The sequence below is a fragment of the Pseudomonas sp. MWU12-3103b genome, assembly GCF_023100615.1.
Lineage (GTDB): Bacteria > Pseudomonadota > Gammaproteobacteria > Pseudomonadales > Pseudomonadaceae > Aquipseudomonas > Aquipseudomonas putida_A.
On sequence record NZ_JALMEY010000006.1, the window covers coordinates 249,963 to 267,251 of the forward strand.

15 protein-coding genes are annotated in these 17,289 nt (G+C 61.3%); 2 read left to right on the plus strand and 13 right to left on the minus strand.

The window, feature by feature from the left end; all coding sequences use genetic code 11:
* The first annotated feature begins 21 nt into the window (after nucleotides 1-21).
* Complete coding sequence (locus M0808_RS12675) at nucleotides 22-1,884, plus strand: bifunctional O-antigen ligase/aminoglycoside phosphotransferase family protein (RefSeq protein WP_247841301.1); 1,863 nt, start codon at nucleotides 22-24, stop codon at nucleotides 1,882-1,884.
* A complete protein-coding gene (locus tag M0808_RS12680; RefSeq protein ID WP_134785284.1) occupies nucleotides 1,884-3,101 on the plus strand; it encodes an acyltransferase in 1,218 nt (405 codons plus the stop codon). The genes M0808_RS12675 and M0808_RS12680 overlap by 1 nt, the downstream gene beginning before the upstream one ends.
* Before the next feature lie 18 nt (nucleotides 3,102-3,119).
* Here M0808_RS12680 and M0808_RS12685 read toward each other — a convergent pair whose 3' ends face one another.
* From M0808_RS12685 to waaC, 13 genes are all read right to left on the minus strand, one after another.
* Nucleotides 3,120-4,004: a glycosyltransferase gene (locus M0808_RS12685; protein WP_027611376.1), complete on the minus strand. Its 885-nt coding sequence runs from the start codon at nucleotides 4,002-4,004 to the stop codon at nucleotides 3,120-3,122.
* A gap of 32 nt (nucleotides 4,005-4,036) precedes the next feature.
* Nucleotides 4,037-5,191 carry a glycosyltransferase family 4 protein gene (locus M0808_RS12690; RefSeq protein WP_096794737.1) on the minus strand — a complete coding sequence of 385 codons (1,155 nt, stop codon included), beginning with the start codon at nucleotides 5,189-5,191 and terminating at the stop codon, nucleotides 4,037-4,039.
* The gene (locus M0808_RS12695; protein ID WP_247841303.1) at nucleotides 5,188-6,624 is read right to left on the minus strand and encodes a PIG-L family deacetylase; all 1,437 of its coding nucleotides are present in this window, start codon (nucleotides 6,622-6,624) and stop codon (nucleotides 5,188-5,190) included. The genes M0808_RS12690 and M0808_RS12695 overlap by 4 nt, the downstream gene beginning before the upstream one ends.
* Before the next feature lie 8 nt (nucleotides 6,625-6,632).
* Nucleotides 6,633-7,529 (minus strand): antimicrobial resistance protein Mig-14, encoded by an 897-nt coding sequence (locus M0808_RS12700; protein ID WP_247841305.1) that lies wholly within the window; start codon nucleotides 7,527-7,529, stop codon nucleotides 6,633-6,635.
* The gene (locus tag M0808_RS12705) at nucleotides 7,529-8,659 is read right to left on the minus strand and encodes a glycosyltransferase (protein ID WP_139053523.1); all 1,131 of its coding nucleotides are present in this window, start codon (nucleotides 8,657-8,659) and stop codon (nucleotides 7,529-7,531) included. The genes M0808_RS12700 and M0808_RS12705 overlap by 1 nt, the downstream gene beginning before the upstream one ends.
* Nucleotides 8,643-10,400, minus strand: a complete 1,758-nt coding sequence (locus M0808_RS12710) for a carbamoyltransferase (protein ID WP_007967355.1) — start codon at nucleotides 10,398-10,400, stop codon at nucleotides 8,643-8,645. The genes M0808_RS12705 and M0808_RS12710 overlap by 17 nt, the downstream gene beginning before the upstream one ends.
* Before the next feature lie 415 nt (nucleotides 10,401-10,815).
* On the minus strand, nucleotides 10,816-11,151 hold the full coding sequence (locus tag M0808_RS12715; RefSeq protein WP_134785280.1) for a YceK/YidQ family lipoprotein: 336 nt from the start codon (nucleotides 11,149-11,151) through the stop codon (nucleotides 10,816-10,818).
* A 213-nt stretch (nucleotides 11,152-11,364) separates the two neighbouring features.
* The gene (locus M0808_RS12720) at nucleotides 11,365-12,816 is read right to left on the minus strand and encodes a lipopolysaccharide kinase InaA family protein (protein ID WP_247841307.1); all 1,452 of its coding nucleotides are present in this window, start codon (nucleotides 12,814-12,816) and stop codon (nucleotides 11,365-11,367) included.
* Nucleotides 12,816-13,568 carry a lipopolysaccharide kinase InaA family protein gene (locus M0808_RS12725; RefSeq protein WP_247841309.1) on the minus strand — a complete coding sequence of 251 codons (753 nt, stop codon included), beginning with the start codon at nucleotides 13,566-13,568 and terminating at the stop codon, nucleotides 12,816-12,818. Before M0808_RS12725 ends, M0808_RS12720 begins: the two co-directional genes overlap by 1 nt.
* Nucleotides 13,565-14,299, minus strand: coding sequence for a lipopolysaccharide kinase InaA family protein (locus tag M0808_RS12730; RefSeq protein WP_097087069.1), 735 nt, complete (start codon nucleotides 14,297-14,299; stop codon nucleotides 13,565-13,567). The genes M0808_RS12725 and M0808_RS12730 overlap by 4 nt, the downstream gene beginning before the upstream one ends.
* Entirely contained in the window at nucleotides 14,299-15,105 is an 807-nt protein-coding gene (gene rfaP / locus M0808_RS12735; protein WP_098966890.1) for a lipopolysaccharide core heptose(I) kinase RfaP, read from the minus strand. The genes M0808_RS12730 and rfaP overlap by 1 nt, the downstream gene beginning before the upstream one ends.
* A complete protein-coding gene (locus M0808_RS12740; protein ID WP_247841311.1) occupies nucleotides 15,106-16,227 on the minus strand; it encodes a glycosyltransferase family 4 protein in 1,122 nt (373 codons plus the stop codon).
* Entirely contained in the window at nucleotides 16,227-17,288 is a 1,062-nt protein-coding gene (gene waaC, locus M0808_RS12745; protein WP_103485549.1) for a lipopolysaccharide heptosyltransferase I, read from the minus strand. The genes M0808_RS12740 and waaC overlap by 1 nt, the downstream gene beginning before the upstream one ends.
* Nucleotide 17,289 lies beyond the last annotated feature (1 nt).

Consider the following 17,289-nt stretch of genomic DNA (forward strand, 5'->3'; position numbering starts at 1 on the left):
CTCAGGAATGAATCTCACAGCATGCAACTTCGCGGCTTCAGCAGTACGTCCAATCGGATTTTCGATTTCATTAGCCTGTGGATTCTTCCCACCGGTTTTTTCCTGCTCCTGTGCGCGCTGTTCTTCTTGCCGGGTCGAAGTCTGCATCACAAGTTGTTCTATGGCCTGTTCAGCATTCCGACACTGATCGCGCTGTGCCTGCGCCCGCGCGAACTCAAGGAGCTGCTGCGCGAGCCGATTTTCATCGCGACCCTGCTGTTCGCCGCCTGGGCGTTGCTCAGCCTCGCCTGGGGGCCGGGCGGGGAGCCGCTCGGCGGAATGTTCAAGCCGCCACTGCATACCTTGCTGCTGTTTGCCGGCTGCTACCTGCTGGTGCGCTACCGCAGCGACATCCTGCAACCCTTGCTGTTCGGCGCCGCGTTGGTCGCGCTGATTGCCACGACCATTTTCCTGTTCATGTTCGCCCGGGTTTATGAGCCGGGCATGCGCCTGATCGGCGGTGGTGCCTTCGATAACCCGTTGCTCAGCTCGCACCTGTTCGGCTTCTTCAGTGCCTACTGGCTGAGCGTGACCATGACCTGCAAACGTCGCCAGATGATGTGGCTCAGCTTGCCGGCGATGGCAATCATGTTCATGGCGGTGATCGGCACCGGTTCCCGGACGCCGTTGGTGGCACTGACCATGGCGGCGCTGTGGCTGTGTTTCATCTGCTGGAACAAGCGCTCGGTGGGGTTACTGATCGCGCTGGTCCTGAGCGGCGTAGCAGTCATTACGCAGTTTTCGCAGATGATCACCGAACGTGGCGACTCCTATCGTCTGGAAATCTGGCAGAAGGTACTGCACATGATTGCCGATCATCCATGGATCGGTCATGGCTACAGCGCCAGCCTTGCCGTAGACCCCGGTAACGGCATCAGCTTTCAGGAGCCGCACAGCTTTATCCTGGGTGTGCTGTATTACGTCGGCATCATCGGCTTGCTGCCCTGGCTGTTCTTCCTGCTGTGGGGCCTGCTGAGCAGTTGGCGCCAGCGTGTGCAGCCACTGCTGATCATTGCCTCGACCTGGCTGGTATTCGGTATCGGCGCCGGGCTGACCGAAGGCGGCGGGATCATTTCCCGGCCCAAGGAACACTGGTTCCTGTTGTGGATCCCGCTGGCACTGATCGCGGCGCTGAGCATCAATCAACGCGCGCGGCGCCTGTTGACCCAGCCGGTGCAAAAGCTTGCGACCGCTGACCTGGAGCACATGAGCAGCACGGCCCAGATCATTGAAGAAGATGGCCTCGGCCCGAAAGTCCTGCGCCTGACCGACGGCAGTTTCCTCAAGCTGTTCCGCCGTCGCCGCTGGTACACCTCCGGCAGTTTCAATCCCTACTCCGAACGTTTCGCAGTCAACAGCGAACAACTGCGTAAGATGGGCATCCCGACCCCGCAAATATTGAATCTGTACCGTCTCGACGATGGCAGCAGCGCTGTGCATTACGCGCCGTTGCCGGGGCACACGCTGCGTCAGGTGCTGCAGAGCATTACCGCTCCTGCGGTGCGCCAGGCGCTGGTGGAGCGCTTTGGCAAATTCATGGCGCAACTGCACGAGAAAGGCGTTTATTTCCGCTCGCTGCACCTGGGCAACGTACTGGTGCTGGAAGATGGCGAATTCGGCTTGATCGATCTGGCCGACCTGCGTATCTACCCTACTCCGCTCAGTCTTTCCCTGCGGCAACGCAATTTGCGTCATATGCAACGTTACACTGTCGACAAACGCTGGCTGTTCGAGGATCACCTCGATGCGTTGCTCCAGGGGTACGCCGTGACGGCGTCCAAATCCGCGGTTGAAAATCTGCACAGGCAAGTGCTGGCCGGCAACACCCCGGTCCGGGTTCATTGATGATCGAAACCAATCCGCTTATCGCGCTGGCAGCCTATCTGCTGGCCATCGTCACTTCCGCCCTGCTGTTGCGTGCGGTGCCGAAAATCGCTCGGCACCTGCAGCATTCCGGCGAAAGTCGATATGCCAGCATCGACGGCCTGCGTGGCTATCTGGCGTTTGGTGTGTTCGTGCACCACTCGGTCATTACCTGGATCTTCTTGCGCACCGGGGTGATCGACTTTCCGCCGAGCAACTTCTATTCGATGCTCGGTCAGGGCAGCGTCGCGCTGTTCTTCATGATCACCGGTTTTCTGTTCTGGAGCCGCCTGCTCGCGCAGGGACGCAACCATGACTGGCTGGCGTTCGGCGTGTCACGGGTATTTCGCCTGTATCCGCTTTATCTGCCACTGATGCTGCTGGTGTTCGTCTCGATCTTCCACTTGCAGGGCTGGCAAATGAAGGAGCCTGGCCTGGAGCTGTTCAAACAGATCCTCGCCTGGCTGACGTTCGACCGCCCGGACATCAACCAGTACCGCCACTCCGGCATGCTGATATCCAACGTCACCTGGACGCTGGCCTATGAGGTGTTTTTCTACATGGCGCTGCCATTGGCCGGGCTGGTGTTCATCTACCGCGGCAGCTGGTTGCAGGTGGTGCTGTGCCTGATCGGCATCTACACGCTTTACCAGGTCATCGGCTGGGAACATTCGCTGAAGAAACACTTTCTGGCGAGCTTCCTCGGTGGCATCGCCGCCGCCTACTGGATTCGCCGGCCGGCGCTCGTGGCGTGGAGCCAGTCGCGTCTGGCGAGCATCATCGCCGTGCTCGCGCTGTTGATCGCGTTCACCGCGTTCAGTCGGGCGTTCAAGACTGCACCGCTGTTTTTGCTGGGGTTGTTTTTCGTGATCGTGGCGTCCGGCAATAATCTGTTCGGCGCGCTGAAACCACGCAGCATTCGCTGGCTCGGCGAAATCAGCTACAGCACCTATCTGCTGCACGGGTTCGTTCTATGGCTGATGGTGCAACGGCTGCCGCTGCTGCTGAATATCGATGCGCGGGAAACGGCGGTGTACCTGCCCCTGGTGGCCGTCTGCACGTGCTTGCTGATTCTGATCAGCAGCGCGACGTTCCTCTATATCGAGCAGCCGGGCATGGCTGCCGGCAAGAAGGTTGTGCATTGGCTGCGCCAGCGTCAGAAGGGCGAAAAGCGCTTGCCGGAGAAGGTCGCCCGCTGAGCGCGAGCGACCGCTGCCTCAGTCCTTTTCCAGCGGGGAAAAGAGTAAACGCCCCAGTCCGCGCCAGGTCTTCTTGTTCCAGGCCTTGAACGGGATCTGCGCCAGCAGCTCCCTTGCCAGTTTGCGATTACGGTTGGCGGTCTTGAGGAACATCGAGTTAAGCGCCTTGAAGCGCACTTCGTCGTACAGCGGATGATCGCTGAACAGCGCATAGGTGCGCAGGATGTTCTCGATCATGAAGCGATGATTCTTGTACGAGTTGGTGGCGTGCTTGCGGTAACGCGCCATCACCACGTTCAAACCGTCGATGAAGTAGCCAGCACGGGTCACCTTGAGCTCGATGTACAGGTCTTCAAGACGAATCGTCGGATCGAACCCTCCCACCTTTTCAAGCGCCTCACGACGGATCATCAGCGTCGGCGCTGGCGGATACGGCTTGCGTTCAAGAAACATGTCGTCGAAATCGAGGCGGCGAAACGGCACGTCGCGGCGCTGACGTTTCTCCGGGTAAAGACTGCCGTCGGCGTGCATCAGCTCGATATTGCCGGCACAGATCCCGACTTCAGGCTTGCCGTCCATGTACGCCACCTGGGTGGCAATACGTTCGGGGTACATGATGTCGTCGGAGCCGAACGGCACAATCAGGCTGCCCTTCGAACGGGCGATCGCGCCGTTTAGGGTATTGGTCAGGCCCTGATTCTGCTGCACACGGAAATCGAAGCCGTACTGCGCCTGCAACGCGCTGATGCGCTCGACGCTGTCGTCCTTCGAACCGTCATCGACCACCAACAGCTCGATGTTCTTGTAGCTCTGGTTGAGGACACTGAGGATGCTCTCCTCGATGTACGGGCCGTGGTTGTACGAGGCGATGATCACGGTGACGAGGGCGTTGGCTTCGCTCATGACTCTTTCTTCGCTCACGGTTTTCTCTTCGCTCACGGCTGTTCCTTGCGGGCCTGCTCCAGGCCGGAGTCGATCAGGTCCAGGTATTCCTGACGGAACACCTCGATGTCGTGCTGTTCCTGCAGATAACGGTAGGCCTGTTCGCCCTTGGCCTTGAGCTCGTCGTCCGACAGCGCCAGATAGTTATCCAGCGCGGCGACCAGACTCGGCACGTCCTTGGGCGTGATCGCCAGACCACCGGCACCTTCGATCAGCGGCAACATCGCCGGCACGTTCGAAGCGATCACCGGCAAATGGCCGCTCATGCCTTCGAGCAAGGCCAGACCCAGGCCTTCGGCCAGCGACGGCATGGTCCAGATGTCGAACGCACGCACGTATTGCAGAGCGTTTTCCTTGAAGCCCAGCAGGTGCGCGCGACCGCTCAGGCCCAGTTGCTCGATCTCGGCCGCCAGCGGTGCCTGCAGGCGTCCGGCACCGATGATCGCCAACTGGGTGTTCGGGTATTTGTCTTTCAGCGCGGCAAAGGCTTGCAGCAGATAGGTGTGGCCCTTGACCGACACCAGCCGCCCCAGTGCGCCAATCAAGCGCACATTCGGGTCGAGGCCCAACAGCTCACGAGCTTTTTCGCGGCTGTGTTGCAAGCCCTCGGCCTGCTCGATGTCGATGGCATTGGTGATGGCGTAGGTGTTCTGGTCGGTAAAGCCGCAATCGCAATCGAGCAGGTACTGTTTGACCGCTGGCGACACACCGACGAAGCGCCAGTGCCGATCGATCAGACGCTGGGTCTGACGACGCCGGTAAAAGCGATCGTACTCACCGAAACCATGGGAGATGCCAATGCACAGCGGCACCTTCAACCAGCGGTTGAGCGCGAGCATCATGTTCACCGGTTTGAAGCGGTTGCAGATCACCACGTCGAACTTTTCCCGGCGGCAGAACTTGTACAACTGCCACATCGCCCGCAGGCGCATGCCCTTGAGCGACTTGTCGGAAAACTCGAAGTACACCGAATGGTCGGCCCGGCTTACCGGCTCGCCCGGCCCCGGTTTGCCGCGCAGGAAAGCCGCGGTGATCTCATAGCGATCGCTCGGCAGCGCCTTGACGATCTGCTCGGCGAGGTCGGCAAAGTCATGGGCTTTGACGTTGTAGTCGGGTTGCAGCTGCAACACCTTGAACCGTTGACTCATGACTCTCCCCGCTGGACGCCTGTCTCACCGTGCTTCAGTAGCCAGAACAACTCCTGGCGCCTGACTGCTTTTCGAAAAAATTCGTTTTCGCCGTACACCGACCCAGCCCGCCCGGCGAGCACACGCTGGATAACCCGGCGCAGTCGACGCTTGAACGGTGCCGGCGGCTGCAGGTCATGCATCATGCCCAGCGCCATGGCCTTGTCCCGTTGCAGCTCGATGGACAGCGGCAGGCACAGCGGCTGCATCGGCACCGCCGAATCGAAGGCCGGCGGCAAGGCAATACCCTGCCCGGTGTTGCCCATCGGCCAGCGGTCGTTGTCGTGCAAGTGGTTGGCGTAACCGAGCAGCGTCGGCTGCCAGTCGAGACCCTGGAGCGCCTGCAAAACAGCTTGCTGGGCGCAGATATGGTCAGGGTGCGGATCGAGGGTCGGGTGCGGCAGCACGATCACCTCCGGACGCGCGCGCAACAGCACTTCACGCAAGTCGGCCAGCAGGTTGTTCCAGCTCGGCGCGCCATCGGCATCGCCCGGCAGAGTGAACGGATTCAACTGACGAAACAGGCGCGTGTCGTTCAGGTCGGCTTCGCGCGAGCCCACCGCCTGATTCGGCGCGGCCTGCATCGCCGCCAGTTGCAGGCAAAAGTAACCGAGTTGCACGCAGTGTTCCTGCGGCACACCGGCCCAACGCGGCACGGCGAGGCTGTCCCAGGCACGCAGACGGCCCTTGAGCCGCGCGGCCTCGACCTTGTTCATGCCCATCTGTTGATAGTGTTCGGCTTCGATCTCACCCGCGGTCAGGGTGACGATCCAGGCTTCGTCGGCCTGGCTATACAAGCCATAGGCGGCCAGCTCGGCATCGTCGGCGTGCGGGGCGATCACCATCACCCGCTGACGGCGGTAGTCTGGTTGCTCCAGCGCCCACAGCACCGGCTCGCCAAAGACCCGGCAGAAGCGCCCGCGCAAGCGCAACTGGCCTTGCGCCAGAGCTTGCGCCTGACCGCTGAGGTTCAGGTAACGCAGGCCATTGACCCCGCGCTCGAAGGTTTGCGCATCCGGATGCGTCCCGCCGAGCAGTTCCACGCGCGGATCGAGAAAACGTCCCAGCCAAGTGCTTTTGACCTTTACCGCGAGGATCAACGTCGCTTCGTCGACCAGCATCACACCCTCGTCCAGGCGCAATTGCTCGCCGCTCAAATGCACCTTCGGCTGCGGTGTGAACGGCGGAAAGCTGTACTGGTAATCGTCTTTCGGCGAATAGAACAGGTGATCGGCAAACCACGCTTCATGGGCGACCCAGCCAACCACCGCGAGCACCAGCGGCAACCACCACGCGACCAGCACACCGAGCGTGATCAACACGATCAGGGCGATCAGCAAGGTAATGCGCTTGTTGCGACGATGACGCTTGAGCAGTTGCTGTTTGCGGCTCATGGGCTGACTCATACGGTGAACACCGGCACAGGATTGCACCAGCGATCCTTGTATTCACGGTCGGCGCGACCGAAGGAAAACCGCAGCGGCTTGTTCAGGGCGCGCGCGTGTTCCCAGGCGCTTTGCGTATTGAGGAAGCTCAACACGCTGCCGGGGCTGAATTCGCGGGTTTCGGGATCGACGCCGCCGTTGATGTACTCGACGCTGATCCACTCTGGGGCTTCGACGCGGTACACCAGTTGAATGGCGATCGGCGCATCATTGAGGAAGATCACCGAGCCGATCAGCAGCTCGCGCAGCAGCTCGATGACCTCGGCCATGCGTGCCGCGCCGGTGGCCGGGAAGCCCCAGCGGCGCTGGAACAGATCACAGTAGATCGCCGCCAGTTCTGCACTGGAAAACTCTGCGACCGGACGTACCACGCCACCCGCCTCTTCCAGTAAACGCAATTCGCGGCGCTGGTTGTAACGAAACTTCTTCGACAGCTCTTCGGGGGTGCGGGCCATGGCCAGTTGTTCGGTCTGCAACTTGAGGCCGCTGAAGCGGTTTTCGTTGAGCGCCGACAGATAGCGTGCGCGATGGCGCAGGGGTGCCTGGGCATCGACCGCGGCCGGCAGGATCAGCTCGGCATTGCCGAGGTCGAACAGGCCCTTCTTGCCGTTGCGCTTGAGCACGTCCTTGGACAGGGCCAGGTCGCGGCCCCAGGTCGGGATTGCCGCTTTGACTTCACCGTCCTGCTCCCAGGCCAGATAGCGCACCGGGATGCCGGCCAGATCCGCCAGACGCTCGACTACCAAAGGATGCGTCGCGACGCTGCCGCCAAAACGTTGCCAGGCGCTGGCATAGGTGGAGGCGTCAACGAGCGACCAGCCACGTTCGCGCCAGCCTTGAAATCGGTTGAGCATCAGCCCCTCGGTGCCAGATCGGTAACTTGCGGCAGACGCCAGAAGGTGTCGCGCACCGCACGGTCGGAGAAACGCTCACGCAGGCGATCGAGCATCAGCTCGGCGCACTGCCGACGTTGCTGATCATCCATACCGGCCAAATGTTGCAGGCCTTGTGCAAGGTGTTCGGCATCGCCCAGCGGGAACAGAATCCCCACGCCTTCGACCACTTCCTTGGCCCCGCCACAGGCCGTGGCGAGCAACGGCACGCCAGCGGCCATGGCTTCGAGCAGCACCATGCCGAACGGTTCATGATCGGAGCTCAGGGCAAACACGTCGAAGGCGCGGAAGTAATTGCGCGCGTCCGGCACCTGACCGAGAAACAACACCCGATCACCGATGCCCAGTTCGCGCGCCAGCTCCTTGAGGTCCTGTTCCAGACGGCCCTTGCCGAGAATCACCAATTGACTGTTGCGCGGCAGACCGGGCAACGCCGCGGCAAAACCGTGCAGCAAGGTGGCCTGATCCTTGTCCGGGTGCAGCCGTCCGACGTTGCCGACAATGAACGCATCCGCCGCCAGACCGAGGGTCTCGCGCGCTTCGCGGGCTGACACCTGACTGGCCTGCAAGGCCGGCACATCGATGCGGTTGTACAAGGTCTGGATGCGAGTGGACGGCCATTTCGGCAGGCAGCGCCGCATGTCGTCGCGTACCGCGTCGGACACACCGAGCAGGCTCAGACGCTTGCGGAAAATATGCGCGAACAGCTTGCGCGTGCCACGTTTGTAATCGTCAAACGCGTGGTGCACGCCAATCACCGGCAGCGACGTGCCGAGCAAGGCGATGTAGATCGGCTTGAAGCGATGGGCGATGCAGAAACTGAAATTGCGTGAAGCGGCGATCTTGCGCAGATCGCCGATGGCGCCCAGCTTCAGGCCACGAATGGCCTTGGAGCTGTATTCCATGAACAACACTTCATCGGAAGCACACGCTGCAGCCACCTCGCTATCGGCGGCCCCGGTCAGAAAGACCGTGGTCACCCGATAACCGGTGCCCGCGAACAGGCTGGCGTACTGCCGTGCGCAGTCGAGGAACGGCCCGTCATAGCCGTGACAGAACTGCAGCACATGGCGTTCAGCCGAGCGAGTCATAAGCGTTTGCGCCCTCTTTGACCACCAGAATGTCTTCCATGATCAGGTACTGCAGATCGGAGCCGAAGAACATGTTCAGGGCGTCGGTCGGCGAGCAGATCATCGGCTCACCACGACGGTTCAGCGAGGTGTTCAGCGACACGCCGTTGCCGGTGAGGTTTTCCAGCGCCTTCATCATGTCGTAGTAGCGCGGGTTGTATTCGCGCTTCAGCACCTGGGCACGGGAAGTACCGTCTTCGTGGACGACTTCCGGCACGCGGGTCTTCCACTCTTCCGCCACTTCGAACGTGAAGGTCATGAACGGCGCCGGGTGATCGATCTTGATCATCTGCGGTGCAACGGTGTCGAGCATCGACGGGCAGAAAGGCCTCCAGCGCTCGCGGAACTTGATCTGGTGGTTGATCCGGTCAGCCACACCGGCCACGCTCGGGCAACCGATGATCGAACGACCACCGAGCGCACGCGGACCGAATTCCATGCGGCCCTGGAACCAGGCCACCGGGTTGCCATCGACCATGATTTTGGCGATCTGCTCCGGCATGTTGTCGAGCTTGCGCCAGGTCGGCTTGTTCTCGTGACGGGCGCACGCGGCGATCACGTCTTCGTTGCTGTACGACGGGCCGAGGTAGACGTGTTCCATCTTCTCGACCGGTACGCCACGGGCGTGGGACACATAGGCTGCTGCGCCGACCGCGGTGCCGGCATCGCCGGACGCAGGCTGGACGAACAGTTCCTTGATGTCATCGCGGGCGATGATTTTCTGGTTCAGCTTGACGTTCAACGCACAGCCACCGGCGAAGGCCAGCTTGCCGGTTTCCTTGAGCACATCGCCCAGGTAGTAATCGATCATCTGCAGCGCCAGTTTCTCGAACAGCGCTTGCATGCTGGCGGCGTAGTGGATGTACGGTTCGTCGGCGATATCACCTTCACGCTTCGGACCCAGCCATTCGATCAGCTTCGGCGAGAAGTAGAAGCCTTTGCCCTTCTCTTTGTAGCGACGCAGGCCGATCACGTTGGCGTAGTCGGTGTTGATCACCAGCTCGCCGTTCTCGAACGAGGCCAGACGCGAGAAATCGTATTTGCTGGCGTCGCCGTACGGCGCCATGCCCATGACCTTGAACTCGCCGTCGAGCATCTCGAAACCGAGGAACTCGGTAATCGCGCCGTACAGGCCGCCAAGGGAGTCCGGATCGAAGAATTCCTTGATCTTGTGGATCTTGCCGTTTTCGCCATAACCGAAGAAGGTCGTGGCGTACTCGCCCTTGCCGTCGATGCCGAGGATCGCGGTTTTCTCTTTGAAACCCGAGCAGTGGTAGGCGCTGGAGGCGTGAGCGAGGTGGTGCTCGACCGGCTCGATCTTGATCTTCTTCGGATCAAAACCCAACTGCTCCAGGCACCAGACGATCTTGTTGCGATAGCGCTTGTAGCGACGGTTGCCCATCAGGATCGCATCGAGGGCGCGATCCGGTGCGTACCAGTAACGCTTGGCATAGTGCCAGCGGGCCTTGCCGAACAGGCTGATCGGGGCGAACGGAATCGCCACCACGTCAACGTCGGACGGCTTGATACCGGCCTGTTCCAGGCAGAACTTCGCCGATTCGTAGGGCATGCGGTTCTTTGCATGCTTATCGCGGACGAAGCGCTCTTCTTCAGCCGCCGCCACCAGCTTGCCGTCGATGTACAAGGCGGCTGAAGGGTCATGGCTAAGGGCGCCGGACAGGCCAAGAATCGTCAATGCCACAGGGTCTAGCCTCTTTAGTCTGCATTCAGGCGCGATGCGCCTTGAAAATTGATGTGCCCTCGCACCGGGCGAGAGACAGCTAAAGGGCGGGATTATAGCGTAAAAGCGCCGACAAGCCTCTAGCGGAACTGGCCGGCCTTTGCGTTGACACTCCCGAGCCTCTCAACATAGACTTCCGTGCAAATGGGCTGGGGGATCCCGGTCGGCGCTAATGCCTCGGTGAGATCACCGGGGCTTTTCGCTTTCTGGGGGAGGGAAAACCTTCAACCCCCAGTTCTCGAAACTTACTCCCCCGCATCATTTCGTCCTCCACTCCAATAGAAAGCTGAAGCTCGGCACATCAAAGTCTGGATGCAAAAGAACTGAGAGCGCTTTACTCGCTCTGGTTTTCAAACAGAGAAAATTGCAAAAAAAGTTACCCGCGATCTGTTCGCCAATAGATGCCGATATTGCCATCCACGACCTGTTGATAAATCGTATACGGCAACACCACCGTATCCAGCACCCCGGACAACGGCAGGTCCAGCAGCACAAATGGCAGCAGCACACCGGTAGGGTCAGGCGGGGCATTCAGTACGCAGAAATCGAACGCCAGCCCGCTGTAGATCCGTGGAATCGATTGGCAGTAGGTTTTCTGTTTGCGCATGTCGCGGGCGACGTCAGCGTCCATTTGCAGGACCGAGGCGGCGGTGCCGCAGCCGGATAAAAGCCATGCGCAGGTGCTGAGTGTTAAAGCGTTTTTGATGGTCAAGTCTTGCCCTCCGAAGTGGTCAGGGCAAGCTAGCATCGGGGCTGGAGCGGGCACAGTTCATGGCTTCTGGAGAAGCTGTAGGACAAGTCAGTGGTGTTTGTCCGCTATTGCTCAACGGGAGTTTTCTGGGGCTTTAAAGCCCTATTGCGAGCAGGCTCACTCCTATAGGGGAATGCTATCCCATGTGGGAGTGAGCTTGCTGGCGAAGGCGGCTCAGGCCGCGCTGGAGAGATCTTTGGGCAATCGCTGATCGATCACCTGATACAGCGCGCTGCTCTCGGGCCAGTTGCGCATGAACCGTGCCCGATCCCGCGCATAGGCCGCTGCGAAACTTCCGACAGAGCTGTGCTGGCACATCGAATCCAGATCGATCAGTGCCCAGCGATCTTCCTGCCAGAACAGGTTATGCCCCTTGAAGTCGCCATGGCTGATGCGCTCGGCAATCAATCGTGCGAACAGTTGATCCAGCGCCTGCAACTCGGATTCCGGCGCCGCACCGCTTTCCACATACGGCGCAAAGCGCTCGATGATGTCCGGCCCCGGCAGGAACTCGGTCACCAGATAAGCACGGCTGCGCAACCATAAAAAACGCTTTTCCAGCACCGCCAGCGGTTTCGGCGTGGCGATGCCGAGGAACGCCAGGCGATTGCCTTCACGCCACGAATGCCACGCGCGGCTCGGGCGCCAGAAGCGCTTGAGCCAGTGCGCAAAGCCTTTGATGTTGTAGCGCTTGATCACCAGCGTACGCCCGGCCACTTCGACCTTGCCGACGCTCGCCGCGCCGCCGGTCTTGTACAGATGGCCCTGATCGAGCAGCGCATCGGCCTGATCCAGCACCGGGAGCATCGCCGCTTCTTCCTCGCGACGGATCGCCCGCAGACCGAACGCACCGCGCTGCACACTGAACAACGTGCACTCGCGGCCCACCTTGATCAGATAATCCTTCAGCCGCCAGGCGCGGACCTTGGCGATCTGCTTCTGCAAGGCTTCCAGCGGCAACGCGTGCTCGCTGTTGCTCAGCAGGTAATACACCAGCAATTCTTCGGTGAACGGCTCCAGCGACTTGGGCAACTGGGCGAAAAACACCCCGAGGTTTTCCAGCACTTTCTGCCGCGACAGCGGCTGGCCAGCGGTCTCGGCACAAATCCCGGCACCATCGATCAGGTACAACTGACCGCCCTGGCGCAGCAGGTTGTCGAGGTGCAGATCTTCCTGCCACAGGCCTTTGCCATGCAGTTGACCGATAGCGCCCAGCGCCTCGGCGAGTACCGCCGATTGCTCGTCCGCCAGCACCGGCAGTGATTCGACTTTCTGCCAGGCATCACCGAGGCTTTCAGCACCTTCGAGGAACTCGAACAGCAGCCAGCCGTCCTCGCCATCCTGCAAGCCATCAGCCAACAACAGCGGCGTGGTCAGACCTTGTTCGGCGAGCAGCTTGACGCCCGCCAGCTCACGCTGAAAATGCCGCGCAGCCTTGCTGCCCACCAGTAATTTGGCCAGCACCGGCCGCCCGCGCCAGACCCCGGCACCGACATAGCGCTGCCCCGGCAGCACCCGCAGCAGACTCAGCAGTTGCAGATCCGCTGGGCCTGCCGCATCGGCAAGCGAAATCGTCAGCGGCAGACTCGGCGTACGTCCGGCGTTTTTCAGTTCGGACAACTGCATCAACGGGTCTCCTTGCGACTGCGCCGTGCAGTCAGGCGCGTCACCCAGCTGTCGACCAGCGAACTGTCGACTGGCTGATCGAGATAGGCCGCGAGCAATTCGCGTAATTGCGCCTCGCTCCATTCCGGGGCGCGACGCAGCAGCGGCTCCAGATCCTTGACCCGGTCGCGCATGCCGAACAGCAGGGGCCGGGTCTTTTCCAGGTCGATCAACTGCGCCTTATATGCATCGCCATCAGCCTGCAAAAAGATGTGTTTCGGATAAAAGCAGCCGTGCACCTGACGCACGCCGTGCAGCCGGCGCGCCAGCTGTCCACAGGCCTGGAGAATGGCCGATTGCTGCGCGGCGGTCAGGTCGGACCAGCGTTGCAACAGCGAATCAAGGTCGTCCCAGCCGTCGAGGGCACGGGTCAGCAGGATCGCCCGGACTTCGCCCTTGACCTTGCGCTCACCGAAGAACGCCGCTTGCAGCGCCGGGATCCCCAACTTGTTGTAGCGGCTGATGTTGCGAAACTCGCGGGCGAAACTCGGCTCGCCGAACGGCGCATGCAGGGTGCGGGTCAGGTAGTTGCTCTGGCGCTTGAGGTAGTAGGCCTGCCCTTCCAGCTCCAGGCGAAACACGCTGCTCCAGCCACCGCCATCGGTGTTCGGTTCGTCCACGGCTTCGAGCTGTTTGGCCCAGAGCGCGTCGAAAGTGCCGAGGCCATGACGCTCAAGCAGCGCCCGGTCTTCAGCGGCCAGGAAATCAGTCATTCGCGTCCCTCGAAAAATCTCACCACGTGGCGAATCCGTTTCTTGTCGGCGGCATTCAGCCGATCACGTCCGCGGTATTGCAGGTAGAAGCGCAGGCGCTGGGTGTTCGACAGGTGATACTTGGCCACCTTGTCGAGACAGGCCAGATCCTTGGTGATCCGGTATTTGAGCCAGAAGCCGCGCCAGAAATCGCCGTTCGGGCAGTCGATCAGAAACAGCTGCGCCTGATCGTCGATCAGCAGGTTGCGCCATTTCAGATCGTTATGGGTAAAGCGGTGGTCGTGCATGGTTCTGGTGTAGCCGGCCAGTTGGCGGCTGATGCCATCGACCCACAGACGATCCTTGAGTTTCGGATCGTTGCGTTCGGCCAGCGCCGACAGGTCTTCGGTGCGCGGCAGCTCGCGGGTGATCATGGCGCCACGGGCATAGGCCGCGCCACGTCGCTCCAGACCCCAGGCCACCACTTCGGCGGTGGGAATGCCCCATTTGGCGAAGCGTTTGAGGTTCTGCCACTCCATCTTCACCCGTGGCTTACCCAGGTAACGGCGCAAGCCTTTACCGGCGCCGACGTAGCGTTTGACGTAGTAATTCACGCCGTTGCGCTGCACGCGAATGACTTCGGACAGCGGATCACGGGTCAGACGTTCGCCCTGCAGGGCAAACACCGCTTCGAGGCTGCCGAAATCTTCGGCCAGTTCGCTGTATTGCGGTTCCAGAGTCCAACCCGCCATCAGAGCGCATCCCCGTAACGCTGTTTGCGCGCATAGAGCTTGTTGGCCTTGCCTTCGAGCCAGCTCAGCAACGGCGCTTCTTCGGCGAGGATCTGCCGTAGCGGCTGCTGGAAGTAGCCTTTGAGGAAACGCAGCTTGTCGCGTCGGGTCAAGCCGATGTCCAGTGCCGAGAAATACAGCGCGGCCAGATCCTTGTTGCGCCAGCGTTGAGTAATTCTTGGGCGAGTCTGGGCGCGGTGCAGGTCGATCACCGAGAGCTTGAAATCGTCCGGGGTGATCGGCTTGTCGGTGTGCAGCAGAAAGTGGCAGATGTAGCAGTCGCGGTGGTTGACCCCGGCGCGGTGCATCATGCCGGTCATGCGCGCCACTTCAGCGATCAGCGCGCGCTTGAGTTTCGGCTGCGGCGGGTTCTTGACCCAATCGATGCTGAAATCTTCGAGGCTGATGGTGGGCGCCAGTTCTTCGGTGACGATGAACGAATGCTGATCCGCCGGGTTGCTGCCCTTCTCGCCGTAAGCCACGGCGGTCATGGTCGGCACGCCGACTTCCTGCAGACGCTGGATTGCCTTCCACTCCTGACCTGCGCCAAGCACCGGCAGCTTGGCGGTCAGCAGGTTCTTGAAGATCTCGCCCCAGCCGATGCCCCGGTGGATCTTGACGAAAAATCCGTTGCCGTCGACTTCCGTGCGCAGAGTCCGTCGAGCTTCCAGCTCGCGGTAGACCTCGCCCTGCAAGCCTTCGACTTCGGCGAACGGGTCGCGCCCGGCCCAAAGGCTCTTGAACGGTTCAGCCAGCATCAACTTCATTTAAGCGTGCTCCGCCAGAATCACATCGGCCGCGTGCTGCGGCATGCTGTAGAGGTCGGCTGTCTCGGCGAAAGCCAGACCATTGCGGCTCCAGGCCGCGCGTGCAGCGTCGTCATTCAACATGTCAGTCAGGTACTGCGTCAGTTGCGCCTGATCGAACGGCTCGTCCAGCACTCGCCCGGCGTCCGCCTCGGCAATGTAATGGGCGTAACCGCAGACCGCGCTGACCAGCACCGGCAACCCGGCGACCAGCGCTTCGAGCAATACGGTGCCGGTGTTTTCGTTGTACGCCGGGTGGATCAACAGGTCGGCGCCGAGCAGGAACCGCGGAATATCGCTGCGCCCCTTGAGGAACGTCACGTTGTCGCCCAGGCCCAAAGTCGCACTCTGCATCTGGAACAATTTGGGGTCATCCTGGCCGATTACAAACAGCCGGGTGCGCTTCTTCAGCTCGGCGGGCAGTGCAGCCAGCGCCTTGAGGCTGCGATCGACGCCCTTGGTCTTGAACCCGGAACCGATCTGCACCAGCAGCAGTTCGTCGTCCTTGAGGCTGAATTCGGCGCGGAAACCGGCGCGAATCTGGTCGGCATCCGCCGGCCGGCGACGATCCTGGGCGATACCCGGTGGCAGCAGGTGGAAGCGCTCCAGCGGCGTGTCGTAGTGCTTGATGAACAGCGGCTGCTGCACTTCGGAAATCATCAGCACTTCGGTTTTCGCGTCTTTGGCGAACACCGCGCGCTCGTACTCGGCGAAGTGGCGGTAGCGGCCCCAGCGGCGGTACAACGAATGGCGCAGGTTCTGCGCCTTGTCTTCGAAGCAGCCGTCGGCGGCGTAGTAGACGTCCAGCCCCGGCATCTTGTTGAAGCCGATCAAGCGGTCCACCGGACGCTTGGCCAGATCCGCTTCCATCCACGCCGTGAGTTTCTCGTTGCGCCGATGATTGAAGAACGCCTTGACCGGCGCCACCAGCACTTCGAAACCGGGCGGCACGTCGCCTTCCCAGATCAGCGTATAGACACGGATCTGATGGCCGCGCTTCTGGCATTCGAGGGCGATGCGCATGAAGTCGCGCTGCAAGCCACCGAACGGGAAATATTTGTACAGAACAAAAGCCAATTGCATCAGCGCAGCTCCTCAGCCATTAACAACGTGCTCAGTCGGCTGGCGACACGCTCGGGATTCAGACGCGTGAAGCACAGCGGCTGCTCGCGTTTCAGGTCAAACTGACGGGCATCCTGCGCGGTCGGTTGGTAAGTGCATTTCTTTTGCAGGCAAGGGGCGCAGGGGAAATCACTGGCCATGTGAATCTGCACCTTGCCGTAGGCGCCGGTCAGGCCCGGGTTGGTCGGGCCGAACAGGGAAATCGTCGGCACATCCAGCGCGGCTGCAAGGTGACCGAGACCGGTGTCCACAGCGACGCAAGCCTGGGCGCCGGCCAGCACTTTGCCGACCCCGGCCAGATTCAGCTTCGGCAACACTTCGGCGTGTTTGAAACCGGCGGCAATCCGTTCGGCACGGGCCTTCTCCAGCGGGTTGCCCCACGGCAGTTTGACCCCGACGCCCAGATAGCCGACGCGTTCGGTCAGCTCGCGCCAGTAGGCTTCCGGCCAGTGCTTGGTGTCCCATGTGGTGCCGTGCAGGAACACCACGAACGCGCTCTTGCGCGGCAATTCCACCAGCCGCTCGACGTTGAGGCCGTAATCGCCCAGACCTTTGGGCAGGTCATAACCGAGGGCGATAGCGAACAACTGGCGCACCCGCTCAACGGCGTGCTGCCCACGAGCCACCGCCAGTTTGCGATCGTAGAAACGTGCGGCGATCGGCTCGCGCGCCGAGCCTTTGTCGAGGCCGGCCACCGGAGCTTTGACGTAGCGCGTCAGCCAGGCGCTTTTCAGCAGACCCTGAGCGTCGATCACCAGATCGTATTTATGGGCGCGCACGCTTTGCTTGAAGCGCTTCCACTCGCCGCTCTTGATGGTCTGCCAGAGGTTTTTGCGCCAGCGGCGGATCGCCACCGGAATCACCTTGCCGACGGCCGGGTGCCAGGTCGGGATCTCGGCGAAGCCTTCTTCCACCACCCAGTCGAACTTGATCCCGGGGATGGCCCGGGCCGCGTCGGTCAGCGCCGGCAACGCGTGAATCACGTCGCCCAGCGATGAAGTCTTGATCAGCAATACCCGCAAC

Bases quoted from the DNA above. Each gene is read 5' to 3' on its own strand.
- M0808_RS12675 (WP_247841301.1), top strand. From the start codon at position 22: ATGCAACTTCGCGGCTTCAGCAGTACGTCCAATCGGATTTTCGATTTC.
- M0808_RS12680 (WP_134785284.1), top strand. From the start codon at position 1,884: ATGATCGAAACCAATCCGCTTATCGCGCTGGCAGCCTATCTGCTGGCC.
- M0808_RS12685 (WP_027611376.1), bottom strand. From the start codon at position 4,004: ATGAGCGAAGCCAACGCCCTCGTCACCGTGATCATCGCCTCGTACAAC.
- M0808_RS12690 (WP_096794737.1), bottom strand. From the start codon at position 5,191: ATGAGTCAACGGTTCAAGGTGTTGCAGCTGCAACCCGACTACAACGTC.
- M0808_RS12695 (WP_247841303.1), bottom strand. From the start codon at position 6,624: ATGAGCCGCAAACAGCAACTGCTCAAGCGTCATCGTCGCAACAAGCGC.
- M0808_RS12700 (WP_247841305.1), bottom strand. From the start codon at position 7,529: ATGCTCAACCGATTTCAAGGCTGGCGCGAACGTGGCTGGTCGCTCGTT.
- M0808_RS12705 (WP_139053523.1), bottom strand. From the start codon at position 8,659: ATGACTCGCTCGGCTGAACGCCATGTGCTGCAGTTCTGTCACGGCTAT.
- M0808_RS12720 (WP_247841307.1), bottom strand. From the start codon at position 12,816: ATGCAGTTGTCCGAACTGAAAAACGCCGGACGTACGCCGAGTCTGCCG.
- M0808_RS12725 (WP_247841309.1), bottom strand. From the start codon at position 13,568: ATGACTGATTTCCTGGCCGCTGAAGACCGGGCGCTGCTTGAGCGTCAT.
- M0808_RS12730 (WP_097087069.1), bottom strand. From the start codon at position 14,299: ATGGCGGGTTGGACTCTGGAACCGCAATACAGCGAACTGGCCGAAGAT.
- rfaP (WP_098966890.1), bottom strand. From the start codon at position 15,105: ATGAAGTTGATGCTGGCTGAACCGTTCAAGAGCCTTTGGGCCGGGCGC.
- M0808_RS12740 (WP_247841311.1), bottom strand. From the start codon at position 16,227: ATGCAATTGGCTTTTGTTCTGTACAAATATTTCCCGTTCGGTGGCTTG.